Here is a 23,069-nt window from a genome sequence, read left to right as displayed (position 1 = left end):
CAGAGCGGGCAGGTGGAACCAGAGGCACGGCACCCCTGGGCCCTCCCAGTTTCCCATACATTCGGTGTGCTGGAACGATGTCTATGTGAACGACGAATCCCGCTCCCACGCACTGGCCGCCGCCGTCATCGAACTGGAACGCCATGCCGCTGCCGGCGGCTGGGACGCACCGGTGGGCATCTACGCCCTGGTCCGCACCGCGGATGCTCTCGCGGAGAATCCCGCCGTCGCCACCCAACTCGGCGCCGAGGTGGTCGCAGCCGCCGAAGCGGACCCCGAGCACCTGACCTCGATCGAGCAGGACGGGCTCCCGGAGTCTGCCAATCTGGAGGAGTTGCTGGCCCAGTTGGCGTGGCCGGAGACGGTGCATGGGGCCGCGATCGTGGTGGAGCGGATCGTGGTACCGCCCGAGGCGGAGCAGGGCATGCCCAGCGACCCCGAGGAAGCGGTCGCCTACCTGATGGACCACCCGGACCGTCAGGACGTGCGGGTGGCGGCCGGGGTGCTGCGCTCGGGTGAGTCCTGGTGCGTCCTGCGCTCACGCGCCAACGACTCCGACGACGCCGTCGCGGGTGCCCCCGACGCGGTGCCGGGGTTGGTGCACGCCCTCGCCGCCACGTTCAGTTGAGGCGCCCCGGGCGGGGCCCTGCTCTGGCGGCGGCTCAGGCCGGCTCGAGGTGCTCCCAGTCGGCGCAGCCGGGCAACTCGTCGGTGTCGCCCGCGGCGATCGACTCCACGGCGCTGCGAGCCTGCTCCAGCGTGTCCACCGCGATCACCTGCAGGCCGGTCGGGATGTGACCCACCACCTCGGAGCAGTTGAGCACGGGGGTCAGGAAGTAGTCGGCGCCGTCGTCCACGGCCCCGATCATCTTCAGCCCCACGCCGCCGATCGGGCCGACCCGCCCGTCCAGGCTGATGGTGCCGGTGCCGGCGATGGAGTGCCCGCCGGTCAGGTCCTCGGGGGTGAGCACGTCGATGATGCCCAGGGCGAACATCAGGCCGGCGCTGGGTCCGCCGACGTTGTCGATCGCGATGCTCACCTCGACTGGCATGTCGAAATCGGCGTTCAGGAAGATGCCCAGCTGGCTGCGACCTCGACCGTCGTCGGTGGTGATGATCGGCAGCGTGACCTCCTGCCCATCCCGTTCCACCAGGAGCCGCATCTCCTCCCCCGGCGGGGTGGCCAGCAACGGCACGGACAGATCGGCGTAGGTCTCCACGTGCGCCACCTGCTCCCCGGGGGCCTGGATGCCCAGGATCAGGTCGCCCTCGGCCACCACACCCTCGGCGCCGGTCCCCGGGGCAGCATCAACGACCTCCAGGACCGCGGGCACCTCGAAGCCCACATCCGTCAGTGCCGCTACGGTGGCATGCTCCTGGGAGGTGATCATCTGCTGGGCCGCCAGTTGGTCGCGTTGCTCCTGCGTCAGGTCGGGATCGATCGCAGCCTCCAACGGCTGCACCATCTGGTTCGAACTCCAGAACCCCACGATCACGTTCGCTGCCCGCACCGGGTAGCCCGGCCCCCCGGAGGTGACCACCGTGGTGAGGCGCAACTCCCCCGCGGCCGGATGCGCCCGGCCGCCCTCGATACTGATCAGGGTCGGCTCGCCGTCGCCCACCTCATTGGAGTCACCCTGGTCCGCCGGCTGATGCCCGGCCAGGGTGTTGAACGTGGGACCTGCCCCCTGCACCGCGTAGGGCAGCGGCAGCACCAGCATCGTCCCGAGCAGCCCGAAGGTGGCCACGCCGGAGATCAGCATGGTGACGAACCGCGGGGTGAAACTGACCCATCTCAGGCGTCGGCGGCGCCGGCGGGGCTCGTGCTCGGCGCGGAGATTCAGGTCCGTCATGCCCACTATCTTCCCTCGAGTCTGGATCGCACCGCGCCACCGACTGCGCCCAGAGCGAAAGGGTGGCCCGGTGATTCGGTGATCGGGCATACCTGTGATTACCGTTGACCATGAGCGAACAGCCTTCAGGCGCAGAGCAGTGGCGACGCATGCTGGAGTCCATGCTCGGGCCGGACGCCGCCGCGGAGGCGATGCGCGCCCTGGAGTCCAGCGGGATGGACCTGTCCCGGTTGGAGTCGATGCCGGGCATGCCCTCGGACCCGAGCCAGTTCGCCGCCGCCATGGCGCAGATGCGCCAGGTCCTGTCCGCCGACGACGACGGCGGTAGTTCGGACTGGAAGGTCGCCCACGACGTGGCCCGCCAGGTCGCCCACCTGGGCGGGGATCCGGCGGTCTCGGCGGCGCAGGCCGAAAGTGCCCGCCGGGCGCTGCAGGCGGCGGACCTGTGGCTGGACGTGGCCACCGACCTACCGCCCTCCGGTGGGCCGCAACAGGCGGTCTCCAGGGCCGAGTGGGTCGAGCGCACCCTGCCGGTGTGGCGCCAGGTGGCAGACCCCGTGGGTGTCTCGGTGGCTCAGGCGCTGGCCACCACCATGGGCACCGATGGCCCCGGCCTGCCCGAGGGTCTGGATCCGGCCGCCGCCGGACTGCTCGGTGGGGTGGACATGGGCGCGATGGTCCGCAAACTCGGCCGGCTCTCCTTCGCGATGCAGGTGGGCCAGGGGGCGGGCACCCTGGCGCGCGAGGTCTTCGGTGCCACGGACACCGGGTTGCCGCTGTTGACCGACCCGGCGGTGCTGCTGGTGCCGGCGAACCTGGACGCCTTCGCCGAGGACCTGGACGTGCCCACCGATGAGGTGTGGCACTTCCTGGCTGTGCGTGAGGCCGCACATGCCCGTCTGTTCACCCACGTGCCGTGGTTGCGCTCGCAACTGCTCAGCGCGGTGGAGCAGTACGCGCGCGGGATCGAGATCGACCTGCGCCAACTCGAGGACGCCGTGCGCGACATCGACCCCACCGACATGGAACAGTTACGCTCGGCCCTGGCCGGCGGGATCTTCTCCCCCGAGCGCACCGAAAGTCAGGAGCGTGCGCTGAGCCGGCTGGAAACCATCCTGGCCCTGATCGAGGGCTGGGTGGAGGAGGTGACGGCCGCCGCGGTGGCCCCGCACCTGCCGCACGCGGTCCCGCTGCGGGAGATGCTGCGCCGTCGCCGGGCGGCCGGCGGACCGGCCGAGGACACCTTCCGCACCCTGGTGGGTTTGGAGTTGCGGCCGCGCCGTGCTCGGGACGCGGCGCTGCTGTGGGCGGCGGTGACACGGGAACTGGGGGCCGCCGAGCGCGATGAGTTGTGGTCCCATCCCGACGTGTTCCCCACTGCCGAGGACCTGGACGATCCGGGTACCTATCTGAGCCGGCGCGAGAGTTCCCGGGCTGAGGGAGCCGACGTCGATGAGGCCCTGACCATGATGCTGGAAGGCAACCTGGGCTACTCCGAGGGTGCGCGTGAGCACGATGCCGCCCGCGCTGCCGACTCCGCCGCTGCCGAGAGCGCCGGGAGCCCGGAGCAGGCCGGACCGGAGGACGATGAAGACCCCGAGCGCGGCTGAGCAGCCTCGACCCTGAGGGTTTCATCCACAGGGTTCATCCACAGATCGACCGGTGGCCCGGCACTGGATGGGTGGGTGTGCGAACCTCGGCGAACGAGTCGTTCGAGAGGTGGCCAGGATGTGGATCAGACCGGGTTTCGAGGTGTATTGGCGCGCTCCCGGCTCCAGCCAGATCGGGTTGGATCCGCGCTGCGCGCTCTTGCTGGAGGGGCTGTCCGGCGGTGAGCAGCGCCTCCTGGAGCGCCTCCCCGGGTGTGCCGGCCCCGAGGAACTGCGGGCTCATGCTCGGGACCTGGGCGTGCCCGCAAGGCAGGTGAAGGCCCTGCTCGATCGGTTGCGGACGGCCGGGTACGTGCTCGAGGGCCCGGCCCCGGGTCTCCACCCGAGCCTGGTCACCGATCCGGACCAGGGCTACTGGCACCGAGCGGCGATGGCTGGTCACACCCGGCCGTCCGACCGCTCCGATGCGGTGGTGGCCGTGCACGGGCTGGACCCGCTCGGGCTGCGGCTGGCCTGCGCGCTCACGCACGCCGGCGTGGGCGCGGTCCTCCTGCATGACGAACGACGGGTGCGTCACAGCGACGTCGGCGGCGGGCTCTACCGGGCCGGCGACGTCGGCCGGATGCGCCAGGACAGCGCCACCGCCGTGCTGCGCGGCATCGACCCGAAGGTCCGGACCCGCCGCGGGCCGGGCACCGACGCCGATGTGGTGGTGCTGGTCCGCGCCGGGGTGGCCGATCCGGTCGACTATCGCGACCTGATGCGTCAGGATGTCTGCCACCTGCCGGTCCTGGCGCGGGAACTGGATGTGGTGATCGGCCCGCTGGTGCGCCCCGGCGAGGGCGTCTGCCTACGGTGCCTGGATCTGCACCGTTGCGATCGGGATCCGCGCTGGCCGGCGGTGGCCACCCAAGCCACCACCCGTGCCGCACCGGCCGCGGAGACGTCGTTGGCCTGGCTGGGTGCCGCACTGGCCGCCCATCAACTGCTGGCGCTGGTGGACGGCCGTGACACCCTGGCCGACACCTCCCTGGAGGTGTCGGCCTGGGACCCGGTACCGGTGCAGCGCCGGTGGCGAGTACACCCGCAGTGCGGGTGTACGGCAGGCGCGCTGCTCCCAGCCGTTGCCGGCTGAGGGTCCCGGCTACCTCACGCCGCGGGCGTGGACCGGTGTCGGGCGGGAGCGGTCCGGTCGGCCTTGCGAGGACGGCCGCGGCCGCGCTTGCGGGCCACGATGACGCCGTCGACGAAGACCTCTCCGCCCCAGACGCCCCACGGCTCCCGGCGGGACACCGCCCCCGCCAGGCACTCGGCCTTGATCGGGCAGGTCTGGCACATGGCCTTGGCCTTCTCGACCTGCGCCGTGCCCTCGGCGAACCACAGGTCCGCGGTGTCCAGGTCCTGGCAGGGCAGGGTCAGGTCAGCCTCGGTGGGCAACGGCAGGCTGTCGAGAGGCCAGTTGGTGGACGATCCCGACGGGTGGTCGAGAATCGATGTGTACTGCACGAGATGCTCCTGAGCGATGGTGATGGTCAGCCGGGTCGGCAACCGCACTTGTCACGACTGACAACGGGCCGCGAACCCATCGAGGCTTCGCGGCGAGAGAGCGCTCTGCTCGGAGAGTTACCCGATGGCCGCGAGGCCGGTGAAGTTGGGGGCGGTATCCGTGGTGCCGGGAGTGGCAAAGCCGGAGCCGGCGTAGCCGGACGTGGCACCCGGGGCAAGGTCGGCACGGAGGCGCACGAATGCGCTTACCGGTGCAACGTGCACGGTCTGGCAGATGCCGGTCGCCGTGGTCATGGTCTTCATTGGGTGCTCACCTCCTCGGTGCTCAGGAACCGGGTGTGCTGGCTAGGCGCGGTTCGGCGAATCAGGAACGTGTTACAGAGTAGAGGTGGCCGGGATGCTTGCCCAGTCTTTTTCCGAACTTCCTGACAGTTGTCATCTCCGCCTGCTGCCGGCTGTCAGGACCGGGCAGGTCGATCACCACGGACCAGGGCCAGGATGGTGGCCCCGTAGGCCTCGATCTTGGTGGGGCCGATCCCGCGCAGAATGGCCAGTTGCCGCAGATCCTTGGGGCATGCGGCGGCGATCGCCAGCAGGGCCGCGTCGTGCAGGATGGTGAAGGCGGGTTTGTCGGTCTCGGTGGCGACCTCGGCCCGCCACGTGCGCAGGCGTTCGAAGACCTCCGGATCCGCCTCGGCGGCCGAAACCTGCTCGGCGACCTGACGCCGTCGTCCCGCCCTGGATAGGGTGTGCTTGCCGCGGGCGCGCTGCGCCGGTTCAGCCGCCGGCCAGATGCCGTCCAGGAACCGGGAGGCCTTGCGGCTCGACCGGCCCCCGGCGTTGCGCGCCAGGGCATAGGACAACTGCAGGTGCTCCCGGGCACGGGTGATGCCCACGTAGAGCAGACGGCGTTCCTCATTGATCGCGTCGATGCCCGCGGCCAGTGAGATCGGCATCAGGCCCTCGCACATACCGACTAGGAACACCGCGTCCCACTCCAGGCCCTTCGCGGCATGCAGGGAGGCCAGGGTGACCCCCTCCACGGTGGGGGCGTGTTGCGCGCTGGCACGCTCGGCCAGTTCGGCCACATACTCGACCATGTCCGCCTGCCGGGTGCGAGCCAGTTCGTCGGCGAGTGCGACCAGGGAGTTGAGCGACTCCCATTTCTCCCGCACCGCGCCCCGGGCGGCCGGCGGCTCCGGGGTCCAGCCGGCGCTGGCCAGCACATCACGCACCGTCTCGGGCATCGTGGCTTCCCCGGGTGCCCGGGCCGCCCCGCGCAGCAGCACGATCGCCTCGCGGACCTCGGTGCGGGAGAAGAACCGTTCCCCGCCCTGGACCAGATACCCGATCCCGGCCTGGCTCAGCGCCTGCTCGTAGGCCGGTGCCTGGGCGTTCGTGCGGTACAGCACCGCGATCTGACTCGCCTTGACGCCGGTGCGGATGAGTTCGGCGATCCGGGCTGCCACCCCAGCGGCCTCGGCGTCGTCGTCGGGGTAGGTCTCGAACCGCACGGCCGGCCCGCTGGGCCGTTGGGCGATGAGCTCCACCGCCGCGCTGGAACGAGCCTTTCCGGCCCGGGCCAGCACGTTGTTGGCCAGGGACACCACCTGCGGGGTGGACCTGTAGTCGCGGGCCAGGGTGATCACCCTGGCCTTGGGGTAACGCCGGGAGAAGTCGGTCAGGTAGGCGGGGGTCGCGCCCGTGAAGGAGTAGATGGTCTGGGAGACATCACCCACCACGCACAGTTCGGCGCGATCACCGAGCCACAGTTCCAGCAGCCGCTGCTGCAGCGGGGAGACGTCCTGGTACTCATCGACCACGAAGTGCCGGTACTGCCGGCGCACGGTGGCGGCGATCTCGGGCTGCTCGGCCAGGATGCCCACGGTCAGCAGCAGCACGTCCTCGAAGTCGATCACCCCGCGTTCGGTCTTGACCTGCTCGTACACGCTGAGCAGCCGGGCGATCGTGGTGGGTTCCTGACCGGCGATGTCCTGGCGACCCTGGGCGGCGGCGACACGGGCGTAGTTCTCCGCCGTGATCATGGTGACCTTGGCCCACTCCACCTCCCCGGCCAGGTCCCGGATCATGAGCCGGTCCACCTCCAGGCCGAGCCGGCCGGCTGCCTCCCCGATCATGGAGGCCTTGTGCTCGGCGATCCTGGGCACCGACCCACCGATCACCCGGGGCCAGAAGTAGGACAGTTGCCGCAGCGCCGCGGCGTGGAAGGTGCGGGCCTGCACGCCGCCCACGCCCAGGTCACGCAACCGCGAGCGCATCTCACCCGCCGCCCGGGCGGTGAAGGTCACCGCCAGTACCGCGGTCGGGTTGTAGGTGCTGGTGAGCACGCCGTGTGCGATCCGGTAGGTCACCGCGCGGGTCTTGCCGGTGCCGGCGCCGGCAAGCACGCACACCGGGCCGGTCAGTTGCTCGGCAACGGCGCGCTGATCGGGGTCGAGGGCGTCGAGCAAGGCCTCGACGTCGGTACGGGTGCTCATCGTCTTCGATTGTCCCAGGCGCAACCGACACGGGGACCCGTATCCGCCGACGCGGGTCTCCGGCGGCGGCCTCTTGCCACACCCGCGTGGGACGGCGACTTCGACCCTCGCGCCGCGCCGACCACGTGCGGCAGACTGCCTCCCATGGCCGTGCCCCGGGCTCTGACCCCGCTGACCAGTGGCGCGACGCTGCGCTGCGGGGTCTACCTCGTCATCGGGGGCCTGGTCGCGGCCGCGTACGGTCTCCTGGCGGCCGGGTTCGTGCAGATGTTCCGCGACCCAACGCTGGGTCGTGCGGTCATCGTCACACTCGCCACGGTCACGGCGGTGATCGTGCTGGTCCCCCCGTTCCTCCATCCCGTACGCGTGCTCCAGGTGAACGCCGCGCGCACGCTACTCGACGTCGACCTCGCCGTCGCCCCCGGCCGGGGGCGAGGCGCGGTGGCGCGCGGGTTCGTGTGGTTCCTGCTGCACCTCGCCACCGGAACCCTCGCAGCACTGTCGCTGCTCACCGCGATCCCGTTCGCCGTGAGTCTGATCGCCTGGCACCTCGGCTCGAGCACACTGCAGGGTGCGCTCGGGCCGCTCGCCGACCTCCCCGCGTTACTCGCCGTCATCCTGGCGGTCGTGTTCATCCTCGTGCCGCCCTACCTCATCTGGACCCTGCGGGCGCTGCTGCGCACGTCCGCGCCGGTGCTGCTCGGTCCATCGCCCCAGGACCGGATCGCCCGCCTCGAGGCCGACAAGCGCGAGCTCGCCGCCCGCAACGCTCTGGCCCGCGACCTGCACGACAGCGTCGGCCACGCGTTGACCGTGACGACGTTGCAGGCGGCCGCGGCCGAGCGTGCCCTCGGCCGCGACCCGGAGTTCGTCCGCTCGGCGCTCGGGGCCATCGGTGCGACGGGCCGCGAGGCCGTTGCCGAGCTCGACCGGGTCCTCGGTGTGTTGAGAACGGGTGCACCGCCGTCGGCCGACGGGGCCGCCGCTCACGACCGCGGGCTTTCCCAGGTCCCCGCCCTGGCCGAGGAGGCACGCGCGACCGGGGCGCGCGTCGCGCTCGTCCTTCCGCCGGAGGCCGACGGTGCGGTCTCTCGCACTGTCTCGCGCGAGGCCTACGCGATTGTGCGCGAGGCGCTCACCAACGCGCTGCGACACGGGGACGGAACCATTGAGGTGCACGTCAAACTCGCCGAGCGCCACCTCATCCTCACCATCCGCAACGGGCTGCGCGACCTCACCCGGGGATCGGGCCGGGGCCTGATGGGCATGCAGGAGCGCGCCGAAGCCCTGGGTGGCGTGCTGAGTTCGGGCCGCCGGGACCGCGAGTGGCACGTCGACGCCGCGCTCCCCCGGGAGGTGCCATGACCGTGCGAGTGCTGCTCGTCGACGACGAGGCACTCGTCCGCAGCGGACTGCGGGTGATCATCGACGGCGAACCGGACCTCGAGGTCGTCGGCGAGGTCGCCGACGGTGCCGACGTGCCTGCCGCCGTCGCCGGGTCGGGCCCCGATGTCGTCCTCATGGACGTGCGGATGCCCGGGCTCGACGGGATCTCGGCCACACGTGCGCTGCGGGCGCACGGCCACCGGACGGGCGCCCGCCAGCCTCGTGTCCTGGTGGTCACCACCTTCGAGAACGACGACTACGTGCTTGAGGCCCTGCGCGCCGGCGCCGCGGGCTTCATCCTCAAACGGGCGCACCCCGACCAGGTCCTGGAGGCGATCCGGGTCGTCGCCCGGGGCGACGCACTGCTGTTCCCCGACGCCTTGCGCCGCCTCGTCGCCACCACGTCCCCGGCCTCGGGTGGCGACCGGTTGGCGCGGGCCGGGCTCACCGCACGGGAGTCCGACGTGCTCCGGCTGATGGCGGCGGGCCGGTCCAACGCCGAGATCGGCGCCGAACTGTTCCTCGGGGTGGAGACGGTCAAGACGCACGTCGGCAACCTGCTCGCCAAGCTCCGGGTTCGCGACCGCACCCAGGCCGTGGTCCTCGCCTACGAGTCCGGTTTCGTCCGGCCGGGCGGCTGAACGATCCCTCCTGCGAGGGAAGCGGTCCGGCCACGTCCACTCCGACGGGGGATCCGGACGAGCAGTCATCGGAGCGATCGTTGGCGCATGCGCACCATCACTGCCACCGCCCTGTACTGGCTTCTGCTCGCCCTCGGCGCCATGGTCGCCGTCGTCACCGGCGCCGAACTCGCCATCGGAGACCACCACCCCGTCCCCGAGTACGCCCTCGCCGGGCTGCTGCCCCGGTCGGTGCTGCTCGTCGTCGTCGCCGCCGTGGCCCTGGTGCTCGCCGGGACCACCGCGACGGCGGCAGCCGCTGCGCGGTCCGCCGCGCCACGGGCCGCCGCCGTGCCGGCCGTGCTGATGGTAGGAGCCGTCTCGACGGCGGTGCTGGTCGTACTCACGATGAGCGCCGACCTCCTCGCCCTGGCCGGCTACCTCCCGTTCGCCCTGGTCATGGCCGTGTTCGACGAGGGCTGGCGGGCGGACCTGCTGAACGTGCTCAACCACAGCCTGTTACTCCAGTTGATGATCCTGGTCGGGGTGTTCCTGTGGGGCGCTGCCGCGAGGCAGTACCTGCACAGCCGGCCCCGTGCCCTCCCGGGCTGGACGCGTCCCGAGGCCGCGTCGAGGTGGGGGCGGGCAGCTACCGTCGTCGCGGTCATCCCGCCGCTCGTCTACGCGGCCACCCGCTTCGCCTGGATCGTCTACCCGCTCGGCTTCGACCGTGCGCAATGGGAGGCGGCGCGGGCCACCGGCCACCTGTGGTCCGGTGTCTGGCTCGGCGTGTTCGCCGCGCTCGGTGCGGTGCTCACGCTGGGCCTGGTACAACGCTGGGGTGAGGTCGTCCCCCGTTGGGTGCCGGGTCTGGCCGGGCGGCCGGTCCCGGTGGCCCTGGCCGTCGTGCCCGCGAGCCTCGTCGCGCTGATCATCCTGCCGGCCGGCATCTCGATGATCCGCCAGTTCGGCGGCGGGGCCGCGATCGACTTCATCGACGGCTGGGCGGCCTTCGGCCCCATGTTCCTGTGGCCGCTGTGGAGTGTGGCGCTCGGGGTAGCCACCCTCGGCTATGCCCTGCGCCGCCGCGGTAAGGATGCCGCTGAGGTGCCCACCAGGGGCGGTGTCTGACTACGCCTGCGGCGGTGCCGGCAGGTCCATCGCTGCCAGGCGGACCGGATCGACCAGCGCCACGACGTCCACGATCCGCCCGTCGGCCACGGTGCAGGACATCACGCTGAGCGGCTTGCCACCGCGACCCCAGAAGAGGACGCCCGGCTCCCCGTTGACCAGGACTCGACGCGGAACGACCGCTGCGCGCCGGCCACGCCCGGCCGCAGCCATGACCTCGGTGACGCCGAGGTGCACGATCGTGCCGCGCGGCGTGTACGAGCGCCAGGTCACGTCGGGGTCGAGGACCTTCAGAAGCCCCTCGAAGTCCCCCTCTCGTGCTGCGGCGACGAAGGCGTCGACCACCTCCCGCTGCTCCTGACGCTTCGTCGTGGTCCGAGGTGCGCCCCGGACCTTCCGGCGCGCACGGCTGGCGAGCATCTTGGCCGCGTCGGTGGACTTGCCGAGGATCTCGCCGATCTCGGCGAACGGTACGTCGAAGACGTCGTGCAGCACGAAGGCCAGTCGTTCGTCGGGCCGCAGAGTCTCGAGGACCACGAGCAACGCCAAGCCGACCGAATCCGCCAGCACAGCGCTGTCCTCGGGGGCCTCGTCGTCATCGTCGGTGACGACGAAGTCCGGGAGTCGGGCGTCGTAGGACGTCTCCGGCCTGGCCTGGCGCGAGCGCAACACGTCCAGACAGACCCGGCTCACAACCGTGGTCAACCACCCGGCGAGGTTCTCGATGGCCCCGGCCTCCTGGCGCGCCAGGCGCAGCCAGGCCTCCTGCACGGCGTCTTCGGCGTCTGCCCGGGAGCCGAGCATCCGGTGAGCCATCGCGATGAGGCGCTCGCGTTCGCGCTCGAACGCCTCGGTCCAGGCAGCGTCTGGGCTCATCGGAGTTACCTTCCGTGGTCGAGATCCGTCATGGGTATGACGAGCCCGCAGGGGCTGAGGTAACACGACGGAGGATATATGGACACCGCTCCATCCCGGTACGTGCCGCAAGCCGCGGCCGCGACCTCGGACTACTCGAGCCGGCGTCTGGAGTCGTGCCAGTTACCTTCCGCGGCCGCAATCCGTCATGGGTAGGTCGAGCCCGCGAGGCGGGCAGGTAACACCGAGGAGGAGATATGCACATTGCTCTGTGGATCGTGGGCGGGCTCCTGGCGGCCGCCTACCTGACCGGAGGCGCCAGCCAAGTGCTGATGTCGAAGGAGAGGTACCGCTCCTACGGGGAGAGCCAGCACTGGGTCGACGACTTCACCTCCGGACACATCAAGGCCATCGGCACTATCAAGATCGTGGGCGCTGTGGGCCTCGTCCTTCCGGCCGCGGTGAACGTGGCGCCGGTGCTGGTCCCGGTGGCCGCGTGCGGACTGATGCTGGTGATGGCCGGCGCAGCCACGACCCGGTTCCGCCGTAACGAATGGAAGTTCCTGATCGTCGACCTCGTGTTCATGGCCCTCTTCGCCTTCGTGGCGTGGGGGCGCTTCAGCCTCGTGCCCTTCGGCTCGTGAACCGTGCGAGGCGTTTGCTCCGATCCCACGCCACCACCCGACCGGAACGTGCCCCGGGTCCTGCGATGCCGCACGCTCAAGGGTCGCCGCAGGATTGACATCACATCCAAACCCCTGCGTCTTGTCGCAGACGTGCCGCCGTCCATACGAACTCGAAAGAAGACCAATGTCCAGTGCCATTCCCACGTCCACGTCCACCGAGCCCCACCGCGGCTCCAGGCGACCCGCACTCGTGACCATCGCCTGCATCCTCGTTGCCACCGCGGTGAACCTGGGCCTGTATGCCATCGGACGGGCCACCGACGCGGCGCTACGAATCGATCCCGGTGCTGGTGAGGCCAACCACCTGATCATCCCCGGCGACGTGGCGTGGAAGACAGCCATACCGCTCGCGCTCGGGGCGCTCGTGCTGGTCCTGCTCGCACGGCGCTCCCGTCGCTGGACAACCATCGCGATCATCGCCGGTGCCGTCGTCGTGATCATCACCATCCCGTTCGTCCTCACCGGCGCTCACGACCTCACCACCGGTCTGCTACTCGCGGGCATGCACACGATCGGTGGACTCGCGTACGTGCTGATCGGAACAACGGTCCGACCGAATGCGAAGACGTGAGCGGCACGGGGCCGGACGGACTTGGTCCAGGCGGCGCGGGGCCCGCGAGCGAGAACGCTGAGTTGTGGCGGAACCCGCCGACTCCCTTCGCGCCCGCACTGGAGTCGCTGGAGACCCGCAGATGAGTTTCGAGGCACGCACGATCCAGCAATTCAGCGTCCATGACGTGCCGGAGTGGCTACAGGTTGGCGACCACCGGGCCTACGTCGGCTACATCTGAGGCATGCGGGACGCCCAGTTCACGGTGTGTGCTACCCCACCGGGGCACCGAGTGGGTGCGGGGTAGCATCAAATCCAGTTCAGTCACCGGTTTGTCGACGGGAGTACTTCGTGAGCAGCACCACCCCACCCCAAGCAGGCAGCACCACCATGTTCAGCACCACCTGGTGCGGCTACTGCAGGCGACTGAAGTCGCAGATGGACTCCGAGGGGATCCCCTACACCGAGGTCAACATCGAGAACGACGAGGACGCGGCCGCGTTCGTGATGAAGGCCAACGAGGGCAACCAGACCGTACCCACGTTGCTGTTCCCGGACGGATCCACGGCCACCAACCCCTCCCTGGCCGAGGTCAAGGAACGGATCGCCTGAGCCCGGCACAACCGGCGCCGGCGCCGGCGCCGGGCGTTGTCACCGTAGGTCCAATCGCATCAGCACGCGCGGGAAGCCACTCAGCACCGAATCGGTGCCAGCGGCTTTGGTGAACCCGGCGGCCTCGAACGCAGCCCGGGTGCCCGCGTAGGCCATGGTCTGGTCGACCTTGGCGCCCTTGTTGTCCAGCGGATAGGCCTCGATCACCGGGGCGTCGTTCGCGCGGGCGAAGTCCACCGCGCCGGCGATCAGGTGGTGGACGATCCCCTGCTTACGGTGACCGGGACGCACCCGCAGGCACCACAGGGACCACACATCCACCGCATCGAGGTGCGGGATCTTGCGGCTGCGGGCGAAACTGGTCTTCCGGCGCGGAGCCACTGCGGCCCAGCCCACAACCTCCGCGCCGTCGTAGGCGAGAACCCCGGGCGGCGGATCCTGGGTGAGGAGGTCTCGGACCAGGTCGACGCGGTCCTGGCCCCGTAGCGCCCGCTCTTCGGTGGTGAGTCTGCGATGACTCAGGCACCAGCACACCTCGGCGTCGGGACGTTTGGGGCCCACCATGGTGGCCACGTCCTCGAAACGGGTGGCGGCTCGCACCTCGATCGCCATTGCCGGATTCTATCGCCCAGGGCCCACCGACAGCCAGGCCGAACCCGAGCACGCGAACCCTCTCGCACCGAGCTCCGAGCGATGCGTGTATGCGGCCCCGGATCCGCAGGGAGGCCCAGAGCCGCCTACGTCGGCAGCGGCCCGCCGTACCACTGGGCGATGAGGTGGTGGGCGATGGAGGTGGCCCGCGGCAGCACCACGTCGCCATCGGTCACCGCCCGGGCGAGTTCGGCTCGGGTGAGGAACATGGCCTCGGTGACCTCCACGCCGTCGGGCGTGACCTCGGTGGTCCGCGCCCGCCCGCTCATGCCCACCATCAGGGACGCCGGGAAGGGCCACGGTTGCGAAGCCTGATAGGTCACCTCCCCGACCAGCACACCGGTCTCCTCACCGACCTCACGGCGCACGGCGGCTTCCAGGGACTCCCCCGGCTCGACGAACCCGGCCGGTACTGAAAACCGTGTGGGCGGCCACGCGGCACCGTGGGCCAGGAGTAACCGGTCCTCGTCATCGGTGATCGCCATGATCACCGCCGGGTCGGTGCGGGGGAAGTGCTGGGATCCGTCCACGCTGCACCGGCGAACCCACCCGGCCTCGCCCACCTCGGTGGGCCCGCCACAACGAGGGCAGTACCGGTGGGTGCTGTGCCAGTTCGCCAGCGCCACCGCCTCGGTGGCGAGTCCGGCTTCGCGAGCGGGAAGTTGCCAACCCACCTCCCGCAGGTGCGAGCGGCGGGCGCCCGGTGCGCCCTGCGGATCATCGGTGCGGCGGGAGATCTCCTCAGCCCAGTCGCTCACGCCGGTGGCTTCGGGGTGGACCTGGGCCAGGTAGGCGTGCTCGGTATCGCGCCCCAGGTAGAGGAGCACATCCTCGGTGCCGACCCCGGCGGTGGGTACCGGGGTCGCACCTTCCGGGGTGGCGGGACCCCCGGCACCGTCCGGGCCGCCAGCACAATCAGGTGCATCAGGTGCGTCAGCGCCACCGGTGCCGAGCGGGGCGGTCAACATCAGCGCGTCATCGGATCCGGTGAGCACATCGCCACCGATGAGGTGCAGGACCCGGGTGGAGGGCAGGTCCAACAGGCGGGCGATCAACCCCTCCCGAACGCGGCCGAGGCCGTCGCGGTCCACTCCGGAGCGAGACAGGGGCAAGTCGTCTGAGCGCACCCCTCCACGGTAGACGGCCCCGCCGGCTCGCGCCGCCATAGCGGGACACACCGGGCGCCTCACAGGGCCGGCGCCCGCCGGTGGGCATACCGTGGGGAGGGTGTCGACCAGTCCCCGTTCGCCGCTCGCGTTGGCGGCCCTGGCCACCGTAGCCATCCCCGGCCTGGACGTGGTGGCCGCCCGGCCCCCGCACCACACCGGGGCCGGCTTCGACGTCGCCTCCCTGATGGACGCCCAGGGCCGGCGCTGGACGGTGCGCGCGCCCCGGAGCACGGTCGCCGGTGCCGCGCTGGAGGGCGAGGTCGACCTCCTGGCCGTGCTGGCCGAGGCAGTGGACAACGAGTTGCTGCCCTTCGAGGTGCCCCGCCCCGCAGGGTTCGCGGCCCTGCCCGAGGGGGGCCGTGCGATGGTCTACCGGGAACTGCGCGGTCGCCCGTTGCAGGTGCAGGCGGTCTCGGCGGCCCTGGCGCGGCGGCTGGGGCAGACCCTGGCCCGGATCCACGACCTGGACACAGTTGTGGTGGCCGACGCCGGTCTGCCGGTCTATGACGCCGAGTCCTACCGCAGGCGCAGGCTGGCCGAACTCGATGAGGCCGCGCGCACCGGGCACGTCCCGACCGATCTGCTGCGCCGGTGGGAGCGGGCGCTGGAGGATGTCCGGTTGTGGAAGTTCATCGCCACCCCGGTGCACGGGGACCTCGCCGGAGAGCACATCCTGGTAGACGATGACGAGGTGACGGTGATCCTGGACTGGGCCGACGCCCGGGTCGCCGATCCGGCCGACGACCTGGCCTGGTTGATCGCGGCTGCGGCGCCGGAGACCGGCGATGCGATCCTGGCCGCCTACACCCAGGCACGCGGGGACCGGACCGATGAGTTCCTGGCGGCGCGCACGCTGCTGGCCAGCGAACTGGCGTTGCCCCGTTGGCTGATGCACGGGGTGCGCACCCGCGACAACTCCGTCATCGACGACGCCATCGACATGCTCACCGATCTGGACCGTGCGGTCGCCCACGCCGACCCGATCGGTCAGGTGCCGGTGGCCAGCACCGACTGGGTGACCGGACCGGTGCCGCTGCGCACCGACGGCGCCGGTGCCGGGGATGACCTCGAGGGCGGCACGGACAGTACGGGCGGCGAACTCGATGACACCCCCGACGCCGCGGAGAGCGCGGGTGCCGGTGCAGAAGCCGGTGCCGACGATCCGCGGTTCGCCGCCCATGCGCACGCGGAGGACATGGACTACGGGACTGCCGGGATCGACGAGCCGACGATCGAGGGTGGCATCCCGGTCAGGAACGACGACGGCGGTCACCACCGCAGCAGTCGCGGTTACGGCACCGGGGTCCTCGCAGAAGCGCCGGAGACCGCCGACGTCACCGCGCCGGACCCGATCGAGCCGGACTACGACCGCACCGATCCCGACCGCGGGGGGGACGATGCCCCCACGGGCCGGTTCCCCTCGCGCTGAGGACCCTGTGCTGCCTCGGGCTGAGCACTACCCTGCCGCGCCCATCAGGTGGGGGGCTGGAGCAGATCCTCCAGTTCGGCCTCGGTGAGTTCGGCGGCGTCGACGGTACGGTTCTGGGCGACGTAGTGCAGCGATGCCTGCACGGTCTCGATCGGAACCTGGTGCAGACGCGCCCACGCGAGGCGGTACAGGCCCAACTGCACCTGGGTGGCGTGGCGCGCGGCGTCATCGTGCGGTGGGGCGCCCGTCTTCCAGTCCACCACGTGCACCCCATCGGTGGTGGGGAAGACGGCGTCGATGCGGCAGCGCACCGCCACGTTCCGGATCAAGATCTCGATGTCGACCTCTACCGCCACCGGTGTCCGGGTGGACCAGTCGGAGTCCAGGAACGCCTGCCGCAGGGCTGCCAGTTCCTGATCGGGCCCTTCCTCCTCCGCCCCTGGCAGCAACTCCCAGTCCAGCAGTGTGCGGGCCCCGAAGTACTGCTCCACCCAGGCGTGGAACTGGGTGCCGCGCCGGGCGGACCCGCTGGGGCGGCGCGGCACCGGGCGGCGGCGGTGGCGCCAGAACTGCGGCGCGTCCCGGGCCAGTTCCACCATCGCCGAGGCCGACAGGTGCTCGGGCATCGTGACCTGGGCCGGGTCGACGGCGTCCCGCTCGGCGATCAGCAGTTCGGCATCGGCCCACCATCGGCCGGCCTGGGAGGTGGTGGGCACGGACTGCTCCCGCTGATCGGCGCCGTCCCAGATCTGTTCCCACGCGGTGGCCACCGCGCGGGCGGGTCGGGGCCAGGTCGCGACCTGGTCGGCGTCGGTGCGCGGGTTCTCTGGGTGCGCGCTTGCCGTGGGCCAGTCCGGGCCGGGATCGGCAAGACCGTCCTGGACCAATGGCTTCAGGAACGGCGAGGGGACCGAGACCCTCTTGCGGGTGCCCCAGAAGCAGGAGGTCAGGATCAGCACGTGTCTGGCCCGGGTCATCGCGACGTAGGCCAGCCGCCTTTCCTCGTCGAGCAGCCGCTCGCCCTCCTCGTGGCAGAACTGCGCGCGCGCCTGCCGTACCTCGTCGATGGTGCCGGCGCCCTGGATCGGTAGGTCCGGCAACCAGTCGTGGTCCCCGCGCAAGCCGTAGGGCAGGGCGCGCACGTTGGTCAGCCACCCGGGGTTCAGGTAATGACCGTCCTTGTTCGGGGCCAGCGTGGGGAAGTCACCGGTGTTCAGGCCCGCCACCACCACGGTGTCCCACTCCAAGCCCTTGGAGGCGTGCACGGTCATGATCTGGATGGCCGTGGGATCGGGTTCGGCGACCATGAGGTCCAATCCCCGTTCCTCCTCCTCCACCGCATCCAGGTAGGACAGGAAGGCGCCGAGGCCAGGTTCCTCCGTGCCCCCGGTGAAGGAGGCCGCCGCCGTGGTGAAGGCATCGAGGTTGCGCCGGGCGTGTGCGACGGAACCGGGTAAGTGCGCGATCACCTCGATGTCCAGGCCCAGGATCTGCTCGGTGGTGGTGACCAGTTCGGCCATGTCCAGGTGCGCGAGCGCCCGGATCCGCCGGATCTGCCCGGACAACCGGCGCAGCCGCTCGGAAGCCTTCCCGCTGAGGGTACGGCCGTGGCGATCGGTCCAGGTGCCCCGGGGCAACCGGTCGACCGCCTCGACCAGACTCGAGCGCTCGTCGGCTTCCAGAACCTGATCGGCCTGCGGCTGCGCCGCCTGCCCGGACTCCTCGGGCCGGCCCCGGGTCTGGGCGGCGGCCCACTCCCACAGCACGGCCAGGTCCGCCGCACCCAGCTGCACACTGGGGCCGGTGAGCAGGCGCATCATCGCATCGCCGCGGGACGGGTCGTGCGCCACAGTGAGGGCCGCACGGATGTCGGCTACCTCCGCAGTGGCCAGCAGCCCTCCCAGGCCCACCACCTGGCAGGGCAGCCCGGCGGCCAGCAGCGCCTCCTCGATCAGGGGGAACTGGGAGCGCTTCCGGCACAGCACGGCCGCCGTCGCCGGGGCCTCGGGGTCATCGGACCAGTGCCGGGTGAGTACCCGCGCGATCTGGGCGGCCTCCTCCTCCACCGTCTCGGCGCAGTGGGCCAGCACGGTGCCGCGACCTGCTGCCGGGGAGGGGCGCAACGGCGGCACCATGGTGGCCGCGGCACCGCTGCGCAGTGGTTCGGCGATACGGTTGGCCACCGACAGGATCGCGGTGTCGTTGCGCCATGCGGTACTTAACGGGGTGACCGAGGCCGGTTGCCCGTCGGTGGCCCGGAAGTGCTCGGGAAAGGACAGCAGGGTTCCGGCCGCTGCCCCGCGCCACCCGTAGATCGCCTGGTTCGGATCCCCCACCGCGGTGACCGGGTGGCCGCCGCCGAACAGGGCGGTGAGCAACTGCACCTGTGCCACCGAGGTGTCCTGGTACTCATCCAGGAGCACCACGGGGTACCGGGTGCGCTCCAGGGCCCCGACCTTGGGGACCGCCCGTGCGATCCGCGCCGCCATCCGCACCTGGTCGCCGAAGTCCACGACGCCCTCGCGCTCCTTGCGTGCGCCGAACTCGGCCACGAGTTCCATCAGTCGGGCGCGCAGGTCCAGCGATGCGGCGATGTCGCTGACCTCCCTCACCATCTTGCCCGAGACCGCGAGCAGGTCCTGGGCCTGGGCCCGCAGTTCCTTCGCCGTCTCCCCCGGCTCCAACCCATGCTCGGCCAGCTCGGCAGCCAGGGAGGTGACGGCGTCCACCACCGTGCTGCCCGCGTAGCCGGTCTCCAGGTCCTGCGGCCAGGTACGCACGATCTGTTCGGCCAGTTGGAACCGCCCCGCGTCGCTGATCAGCCGGGCGTCGGGGTCCAGTCCCATGCGCAGGGCGTGGTCGGTGAGCAGGCTGGCCGCGTAGGAGTTGTACGTGGCAATCCGTGGCTGATCCTCCAGGCTCACGCCCGGGCCCACACCGGCTTCTGATAGTTCGTGCAGCCGGGTGCGGATCCGCTGCGATAGTTCCGCGGCGGCCTTGCGGGTGAACGTCAGCCCGAGCACCGAGCCCGGTGGCACCAGCCGGTTGGCGACCAGGTAGACCACCCGGGCGGCCATGGTCTCGGTCTTGCCGGAGCCAGCTCCGGCGACTACCAGCAGGGGTTTCAGGGGTGCCTCGATGATGCGGGCCTGCTCGGCGGTGGGCGGATGGTGGCCGAGCAGTTGGGCGATCCGGGCAGCACTGTGCGTCACCGCCACCGCACCGGCCGAGGCGACCTGCACCGTCGTCATCGGACCGGCTCCACCCGGGCGCCGGAGGGGAAGGCGGGGCAGGAGGAGCGCACCGGGCAGCGCGGGCAGTGTTCGTTCGGCCGGGCCTCGAACGTGCCCGAACGTAAGATCCTGCCCGCATCGGCCAGCAGGTGATGCGCCCACCGGGGGTCCTCGGCCTCGGCCAGTGGGGGCTGGTAGCGGATGGTGGCGGCCTTGGCCTTGGTCCCGGGATAGACCAGCGCTGCACCCGCGCTGCCCACATCGCCGAACGCGCCCGCCTCGGTGGCGACCTGGTAGGCGCCCAGTTGGGGGTTCGTGCGGGCCTTCGCCACCGACTCCGCGGTGGTGCCGGTCTTCAGGTCCACGATTCTGACCTGGCCCTGGCCTACATGCTCCACCCGGTCCACCCGGCCGCGGAGCCGTACCTGATCGAGTTCTGCGGTGAAGGCCACTTCGACGTCCACCGGGCCGGGCCGGGTGGCCATGTACTCGGACAGCCGGGTGATCATCGACTCCGCACGGGCACGCTGCGCCGTGGCCATCCAACCCTCCGCCAGACCGAGGTCGGGCCAGCGACGCTCCAGCATCTGCCGCATGCCCGCCTCATCGCCGTCGGGGTGGGCGGCCGCGATCTCGTGGATGAGGTTGCCGAGTTGCTGAGCGTCGGAGACTCCAGGTTCACCGCCGTTACGGGTCAGTACCCACCGCAGCGGGCAGGTGGTGATCTGCTCCACTGCCGAAGGTCCGATGGTGGGCACCTGGTCCTGCGCCAGCAGGGGGGCTTCGGTGGTGGGGGCGAACAGGGCTCCCCACCGGCTCGGGTCGGCTTCGGCGACACCGCGCTCGGCCAGATAGGACAGTACGGCCGCGGCCTCGGAGGCCTGTGCGACTTCGGCGGGTGTCGGGGCCGGCTTCTCGGAGCCGACCCCTGAGGTGCCGGCGAGCACCGGGCGCAGCGCGGCCCGCAATTGCCCCACCAACCCGCGCAGGTCCAGCGGGGGCGGCACCGCCGTCGTCTCGTGATCGGTGCCCGGTGTGAGCAGGTCCAGGAACATCGAGGGCCGCTCGTCCTCGTCCAGAATCGCCGTGACGTACAACAGCCGCCGGGCGCGCGAACAGGCCGATATGAACGCCCGCAACTCGCCATCGGCGACATCGCGGCGGGCCCGGCGCATCCGGGTGGCCTCATCCTCCCCGCGCACGTCACGTGCGGCGGCCAGGTCGGCCAAGTCCGCCGAGCCGAGCAGGGTGTCGCGGATCCGCAGATCCGGCCAGACGTCCTCCTGCACACCGACCACCGCCACCACCTCCCACTGCCCGCCGGCGGCCCCGGCGGCGGTGTGCACAGCCACCGCCTCGGCCTGGTGGCCGCGGGCCGCGAGGGTGTCCGCAGGGAAGTCCTGGGCCATCAGATGCTCCACGAACGCGCCCGGGGAGGAGTAGGCGGTGCGGTCCATGAACTGCTCAGCCGCTCGGAACAGTGCCAGCACCGCGTCCAGGTCCGCGTCGGCCCGGTCCGCGCCGACGCCGCCGGACAGCGCCTGCTGCTGCCAGATGCCCGCCAGCCCGGTGGCCTCCCATGCCGCCCAGAGCACCGTCTCCGCGGTTGCCTCGGGATCGGTCACGGCATCCCGGGCAGCGCTCAGCACCCGGGCCACCCCGGCGGGACCGCGACGATACCGGACGGGCAGTTCGCCCGCGGAGTCGGGATCGGACAGCACATCCAGAAGCGCCTCGGCCGAACTCCGGATTCCGCCCTCCTGGCGTTCCCGGGCGCGCAGGTACCGCCGCAACCCGCGCAGCGCCACCGAGTCCAGGCCCCCGATCGGGCTGCTCAGCAAGTCGATGGCGGTAGGCAGGTCCAGTTCCCCGGCCAGTGCGGTGCGGAGTACCGCCAACAGCGGGCGGACCGCGGGTTCCTCACGCAGCGGCAGGTCCGCCGGAGCTACCGTCAGCGGCACTCCTGCGGCACGCAAACCCCGCCGGATCGACCCCAATTGGGCACTGGAGCGTGCCACCACCGCCATCTGTGACCACGGCACCCGGTGATGCAGCCGCGCGATCCGCAACTGGCGGGCCACGAACGCGACCTCCTGCGCCGCACTGCCCAACACGGCTGTGCGCAACCCGCGCGGTTGGTGGTCTGCGCGAGCGTCCTGCCCCGGAGCCTCCCGGCGGGCGCCGGCCGCTAGTACCGGTAGCGCGCGGGTGAGTCGCCGCACGGGGTCCCGCACCGACCGACCGTGGCGCCACACCTGGTCGAGCACATGCTCGGTCGCACCCCAGGCCGCGTCCGCGGCGAATGCGGCCGAGTCCGCACCGCCGTGTCGGGGCGGCGGTGCGGCCGCGGTGGACAGTAGCGCCGGCACGCCGCCGCGGAAGGACTGCACCGCGGCATCGGCGTCACCGAGGACGACCAGGCCGGCGCCGTCGTCACCCAGTGCCCCCAGAAGTCGGGCCGTGGCCAGGGTCGCGTCCTGGTAGTCGTCGTGGACCACCAGGGACCACCTGGGCCGGTCCACCCCGGGCAGGTCCCGATCCCAGGTGAGCAGGGCGCTGACGGCTTCGTCGACGATCCCGGCCGCGTCATACCGCGCGCCACGGTCCGGGGTGATCTGACCCAAGGCCATCACCTGGGTGTACTCGGTGAGGACCTGCCCGGCTCCCACCCATTCCGGCCGGTCGCGGGAGCGGCCCAGCTCACTCAGTTCGGCGCCACTGAGGCCCGCCTCGGCGGCGCGCATCAGCACGTCGCGCAGTTCGTTACGAAAGGCCTGCAGCCCCCAGGTCTGCGGGCCCACGCCCTCGGGCCAGGTCGCCGGGCGGCCCTCCCCCTGGGCGTGCCCGGCGAGCAGTTCAGCGAGCACCTGGTCCTGTTCCGGTCCGGAGATCAGCGTGGGCGCCGGCTCGCCCAGGTGGCTGGCGCGCAGCCGCAGGATCGCGAACGCCAGGGCCGCCGGGGTGCGCACCACCGCCTGATCGAGCGTGCGGCCGATCCGGCGGGTGACCTCGGTGCGAAGGTCCGCGGCGCCGGTACGGGTGGGCACCAGCAGGATGGGTCGCTCCCCTGCCAACGCCGCGGTGACCGTCAGAGCCACCGCCAGGTGCGTCTTGCCCGAACCCGGCGCACCGTGCACGACGTGCCGCCCGCCGTCGGCCACCGCCCGGGCGACACGGCGCTGGGAGACGTCCAGGCTCGGCACGCCGGAGCCGACGGCGGCACGAGTGAACACCGGGGAGGACATGGCCCCATCCCATCATCTCGATCCGACATCGCCGG

At 71.3% G+C, this 23,069-nt stretch carries 19 protein-coding genes; 10 read left to right on the top strand and 9 right to left on the bottom strand.

Features of this window, described 5'->3' with window-relative positions; genetic code table 11:
* Positions 1 to 85 precede the first annotated feature (85 nt).
* The gene (locus ACO0LU_RS03290) at positions 86 to 628 is read left to right on the top strand and encodes a PPA1309 family protein (RefSeq protein WP_424789988.1); all 543 of its coding nucleotides are present in this window, start codon (positions 86 to 88) and stop codon (positions 626 to 628) included.
* A 34-nt stretch (positions 629 to 662) separates the two neighbouring features.
* On the opposite strand, the gene ACO0LU_RS03285 is transcribed toward ACO0LU_RS03290, so the two are convergent.
* Entirely contained in the window at positions 663 to 1,853 is a 1,191-nt protein-coding gene (locus tag ACO0LU_RS03285) for a YlbL family protein (protein WP_424789987.1), read from the bottom strand.
* Between the two features lie 110 nt (positions 1,854 to 1,963).
* Here ACO0LU_RS03285 and ACO0LU_RS03280 point away from each other — a divergent pair, with 110 nt between their 5' ends.
* Together ACO0LU_RS03280 and ACO0LU_RS03275 are read left to right on the top strand one after the other, a co-directional pair.
* Positions 1,964 to 3,463: a zinc-dependent metalloprotease gene (locus ACO0LU_RS03280; protein WP_424789986.1), complete on the top strand. Its 1,500-nt coding sequence runs from the start codon at positions 1,964 to 1,966 to the stop codon at positions 3,461 to 3,463.
* Positions 3,464 to 3,581: 118 nt separating this feature from the next.
* On the top strand, positions 3,582 to 4,598 hold the full coding sequence (locus ACO0LU_RS03275; protein ID WP_424789985.1) for a hypothetical protein: 1,017 nt from the start codon (positions 3,582 to 3,584) through the stop codon (positions 4,596 to 4,598).
* Positions 4,599 to 4,612: 14 nt separating this feature from the next.
* On the opposite strand, the gene ACO0LU_RS03270 is transcribed toward ACO0LU_RS03275, so the two are convergent.
* From ACO0LU_RS03270 to ACO0LU_RS03260, 3 genes are all read right to left on the bottom strand, one after another.
* Positions 4,613 to 4,969, bottom strand: coding sequence for a WhiB family transcriptional regulator (locus ACO0LU_RS03270; protein WP_424789984.1), 357 nt, complete (start codon positions 4,967 to 4,969; stop codon positions 4,613 to 4,615).
* 117 nt (positions 4,970 to 5,086) lie between these two features.
* Positions 5,087 to 5,272: a hypothetical protein gene (locus ACO0LU_RS03265; RefSeq protein ID WP_424789983.1), complete on the bottom strand. Its 186-nt coding sequence runs from the start codon at positions 5,270 to 5,272 to the stop codon at positions 5,087 to 5,089.
* 155 nt (positions 5,273 to 5,427) lie between these two features.
* On the bottom strand, positions 5,428 to 7,467 hold the full coding sequence (locus tag ACO0LU_RS03260; protein WP_424789982.1) for an ATP-dependent DNA helicase UvrD2: 2,040 nt from the start codon (positions 7,465 to 7,467) through the stop codon (positions 5,428 to 5,430).
* A gap of 144 nt (positions 7,468 to 7,611) precedes the next feature.
* Here ACO0LU_RS03260 and ACO0LU_RS03255 point away from each other — a divergent pair, with 144 nt between their 5' ends.
* The 3 genes from ACO0LU_RS03255 to ACO0LU_RS03245 all read left to right on the top strand — a co-directional run bounded on the left by ACO0LU_RS03255 (position 7,612) and on the right by ACO0LU_RS03245 (position 10,604).
* The gene (locus tag ACO0LU_RS03255) at positions 7,612 to 8,832 is read left to right on the top strand and encodes a sensor histidine kinase (protein WP_424789981.1); all 1,221 of its coding nucleotides are present in this window, start codon (positions 7,612 to 7,614) and stop codon (positions 8,830 to 8,832) included.
* On the top strand, positions 8,829 to 9,494 hold the full coding sequence (locus ACO0LU_RS03250; RefSeq protein ID WP_424789980.1) for a response regulator: 666 nt from the start codon (positions 8,829 to 8,831) through the stop codon (positions 9,492 to 9,494). The genes ACO0LU_RS03255 and ACO0LU_RS03250 overlap by 4 nt, the downstream gene beginning before the upstream one ends.
* An 87-nt stretch (positions 9,495 to 9,581) precedes the next feature.
* Positions 9,582 to 10,604 (top strand): hypothetical protein, encoded by a 1,023-nt coding sequence (locus tag ACO0LU_RS03245; RefSeq protein WP_424789979.1) that lies wholly within the window; start codon positions 9,582 to 9,584, stop codon positions 10,602 to 10,604.
* On the opposite strand, the gene ACO0LU_RS03240 is transcribed toward ACO0LU_RS03245, so the two are convergent.
* The gene (locus tag ACO0LU_RS03240) at positions 10,605 to 11,480 is read right to left on the bottom strand and encodes a sigma-70 family RNA polymerase sigma factor (RefSeq protein ID WP_424789978.1); all 876 of its coding nucleotides are present in this window, start codon (positions 11,478 to 11,480) and stop codon (positions 10,605 to 10,607) included. It lies immediately after the preceding gene.
* Positions 11,481 to 11,716: 236 nt separating this feature from the next.
* On the opposite strand from ACO0LU_RS03240, the gene ACO0LU_RS03235 reads away from it, so the two are divergent.
* The 3 genes from ACO0LU_RS03235 to ACO0LU_RS03225 all read left to right on the top strand — a co-directional run bounded on the left by ACO0LU_RS03235 (position 11,717) and on the right by ACO0LU_RS03225 (position 13,307).
* Complete coding sequence (locus ACO0LU_RS03235; protein ID WP_424789977.1) at positions 11,717 to 12,103, top strand: DoxX family protein; 387 nt, start codon at positions 11,717 to 11,719, stop codon at positions 12,101 to 12,103.
* A gap of 166 nt (positions 12,104 to 12,269) precedes the next feature.
* Positions 12,270 to 12,716, top strand: a complete 447-nt coding sequence (locus ACO0LU_RS03230) for a DUF6069 family protein (protein ID WP_424789976.1) — start codon at positions 12,270 to 12,272, stop codon at positions 12,714 to 12,716.
* A 369-nt stretch (positions 12,717 to 13,085) separates the two neighbouring features.
* On the top strand, positions 13,086 to 13,307 hold the full coding sequence (locus ACO0LU_RS03225) for a mycoredoxin (protein WP_424790187.1): 222 nt from the start codon (positions 13,086 to 13,088) through the stop codon (positions 13,305 to 13,307).
* A 39-nt stretch (positions 13,308 to 13,346) separates the two neighbouring features.
* Here the strand turns inward: ACO0LU_RS03225 and ACO0LU_RS03220 are convergent, their stop codons facing one another.
* Together ACO0LU_RS03220 and nudC are read right to left on the bottom strand one after the other, a co-directional pair.
* Positions 13,347 to 13,919 (bottom strand): GNAT family N-acetyltransferase, encoded by a 573-nt coding sequence (locus ACO0LU_RS03220; protein ID WP_424789975.1) that lies wholly within the window; start codon positions 13,917 to 13,919, stop codon positions 13,347 to 13,349.
* A 125-nt stretch (positions 13,920 to 14,044) separates the two neighbouring features.
* Positions 14,045 to 15,085 carry an NAD(+) diphosphatase gene (gene nudC, locus ACO0LU_RS03215; RefSeq protein WP_424789974.1) on the bottom strand — a complete coding sequence of 347 codons (1,041 nt, stop codon included), beginning with the start codon at positions 15,083 to 15,085 and terminating at the stop codon, positions 14,045 to 14,047.
* Positions 15,086 to 15,185: 100 nt separating this feature from the next.
* Here nudC and ACO0LU_RS03210 point away from each other — a divergent pair, with 100 nt between their 5' ends.
* On the top strand, positions 15,186 to 16,556 hold the full coding sequence (locus ACO0LU_RS03210) for a phosphotransferase (RefSeq protein WP_424789973.1): 1,371 nt from the start codon (positions 15,186 to 15,188) through the stop codon (positions 16,554 to 16,556).
* Between the two features lie 44 nt (positions 16,557 to 16,600).
* On the opposite strand, the gene ACO0LU_RS03205 is transcribed toward ACO0LU_RS03210, so the two are convergent.
* Complete coding sequence (locus ACO0LU_RS03205; protein ID WP_424789972.1) at positions 16,601 to 19,807, bottom strand: UvrD-helicase domain-containing protein; 3,207 nt, start codon at positions 19,805 to 19,807, stop codon at positions 16,601 to 16,603.
* On the bottom strand, positions 19,804 to 23,034 hold the full coding sequence (locus ACO0LU_RS03200) for a PD-(D/E)XK nuclease family protein (protein ID WP_424789971.1): 3,231 nt from the start codon (positions 23,032 to 23,034) through the stop codon (positions 19,804 to 19,806). The genes ACO0LU_RS03205 and ACO0LU_RS03200 overlap by 4 nt, the downstream gene beginning before the upstream one ends.
* Between the last annotated feature and the right edge of the window lie 35 nt (positions 23,035 to 23,069).

Source organism: Pseudactinotalea sp. Z1748, from assembly GCF_049725185.1.
In the GTDB taxonomy this organism is placed as follows: domain Bacteria; phylum Actinomycetota; class Actinomycetes; order Actinomycetales; family Beutenbergiaceae; genus CALKWS01.
Note: the sequence above shows the minus strand (reverse complement) of the source record. Positions and strands in the feature narration are given on the sequence as shown.

Coding starts and splice junctions, on each gene's coding strand:
- ACO0LU_RS03285 (WP_424789987.1), bottom strand. CDS start 1,853: ATGACGGACCTGAATCTCCGCGCCGAGCACGAGCCCCGCCGGCGCCGC.
- ACO0LU_RS03280 (WP_424789986.1), top strand. CDS start 1,964: ATGAGCGAACAGCCTTCAGGCGCAGAGCAGTGGCGACGCATGCTGGAG.
- ACO0LU_RS03275 (WP_424789985.1), top strand. CDS start 3,582: ATGTGGATCAGACCGGGTTTCGAGGTGTATTGGCGCGCTCCCGGCTCC.
- ACO0LU_RS03265 (WP_424789983.1), bottom strand. CDS start 5,272: ATGAAGACCATGACCACGGCGACCGGCATCTGCCAGACCGTGCACGTT.
- ACO0LU_RS03260 (WP_424789982.1), bottom strand. CDS start 7,467: ATGAGCACCCGTACCGACGTCGAGGCCTTGCTCGACGCCCTCGACCCC.
- ACO0LU_RS03255 (WP_424789981.1), top strand. CDS start 7,612: ATGGCCGTGCCCCGGGCTCTGACCCCGCTGACCAGTGGCGCGACGCTG.
- ACO0LU_RS03250 (WP_424789980.1), top strand. CDS start 8,829: ATGACCGTGCGAGTGCTGCTCGTCGACGACGAGGCACTCGTCCGCAGC.
- ACO0LU_RS03245 (WP_424789979.1), top strand. CDS start 9,582: ATGCGCACCATCACTGCCACCGCCCTGTACTGGCTTCTGCTCGCCCTC.
- ACO0LU_RS03240 (WP_424789978.1), bottom strand. CDS start 11,480: ATGAGCCCAGACGCTGCCTGGACCGAGGCGTTCGAGCGCGAACGCGAG.
- ACO0LU_RS03235 (WP_424789977.1), top strand. CDS start 11,717: ATGCACATTGCTCTGTGGATCGTGGGCGGGCTCCTGGCGGCCGCCTAC.
- ACO0LU_RS03230 (WP_424789976.1), top strand. CDS start 12,270: ATGTCCAGTGCCATTCCCACGTCCACGTCCACCGAGCCCCACCGCGGC.
- ACO0LU_RS03225 (WP_424790187.1), top strand. CDS start 13,086: ATGTTCAGCACCACCTGGTGCGGCTACTGCAGGCGACTGAAGTCGCAG.
- ACO0LU_RS03220 (WP_424789975.1), bottom strand. CDS start 13,919: ATGGCGATCGAGGTGCGAGCCGCCACCCGTTTCGAGGACGTGGCCACC.
- ACO0LU_RS03205 (WP_424789972.1), bottom strand. CDS start 19,807: ATGACGACGGTGCAGGTCGCCTCGGCCGGTGCGGTGGCGGTGACGCAC.
- ACO0LU_RS03200 (WP_424789971.1), bottom strand. CDS start 23,034: ATGTCCTCCCCGGTGTTCACTCGTGCCGCCGTCGGCTCCGGCGTGCCG.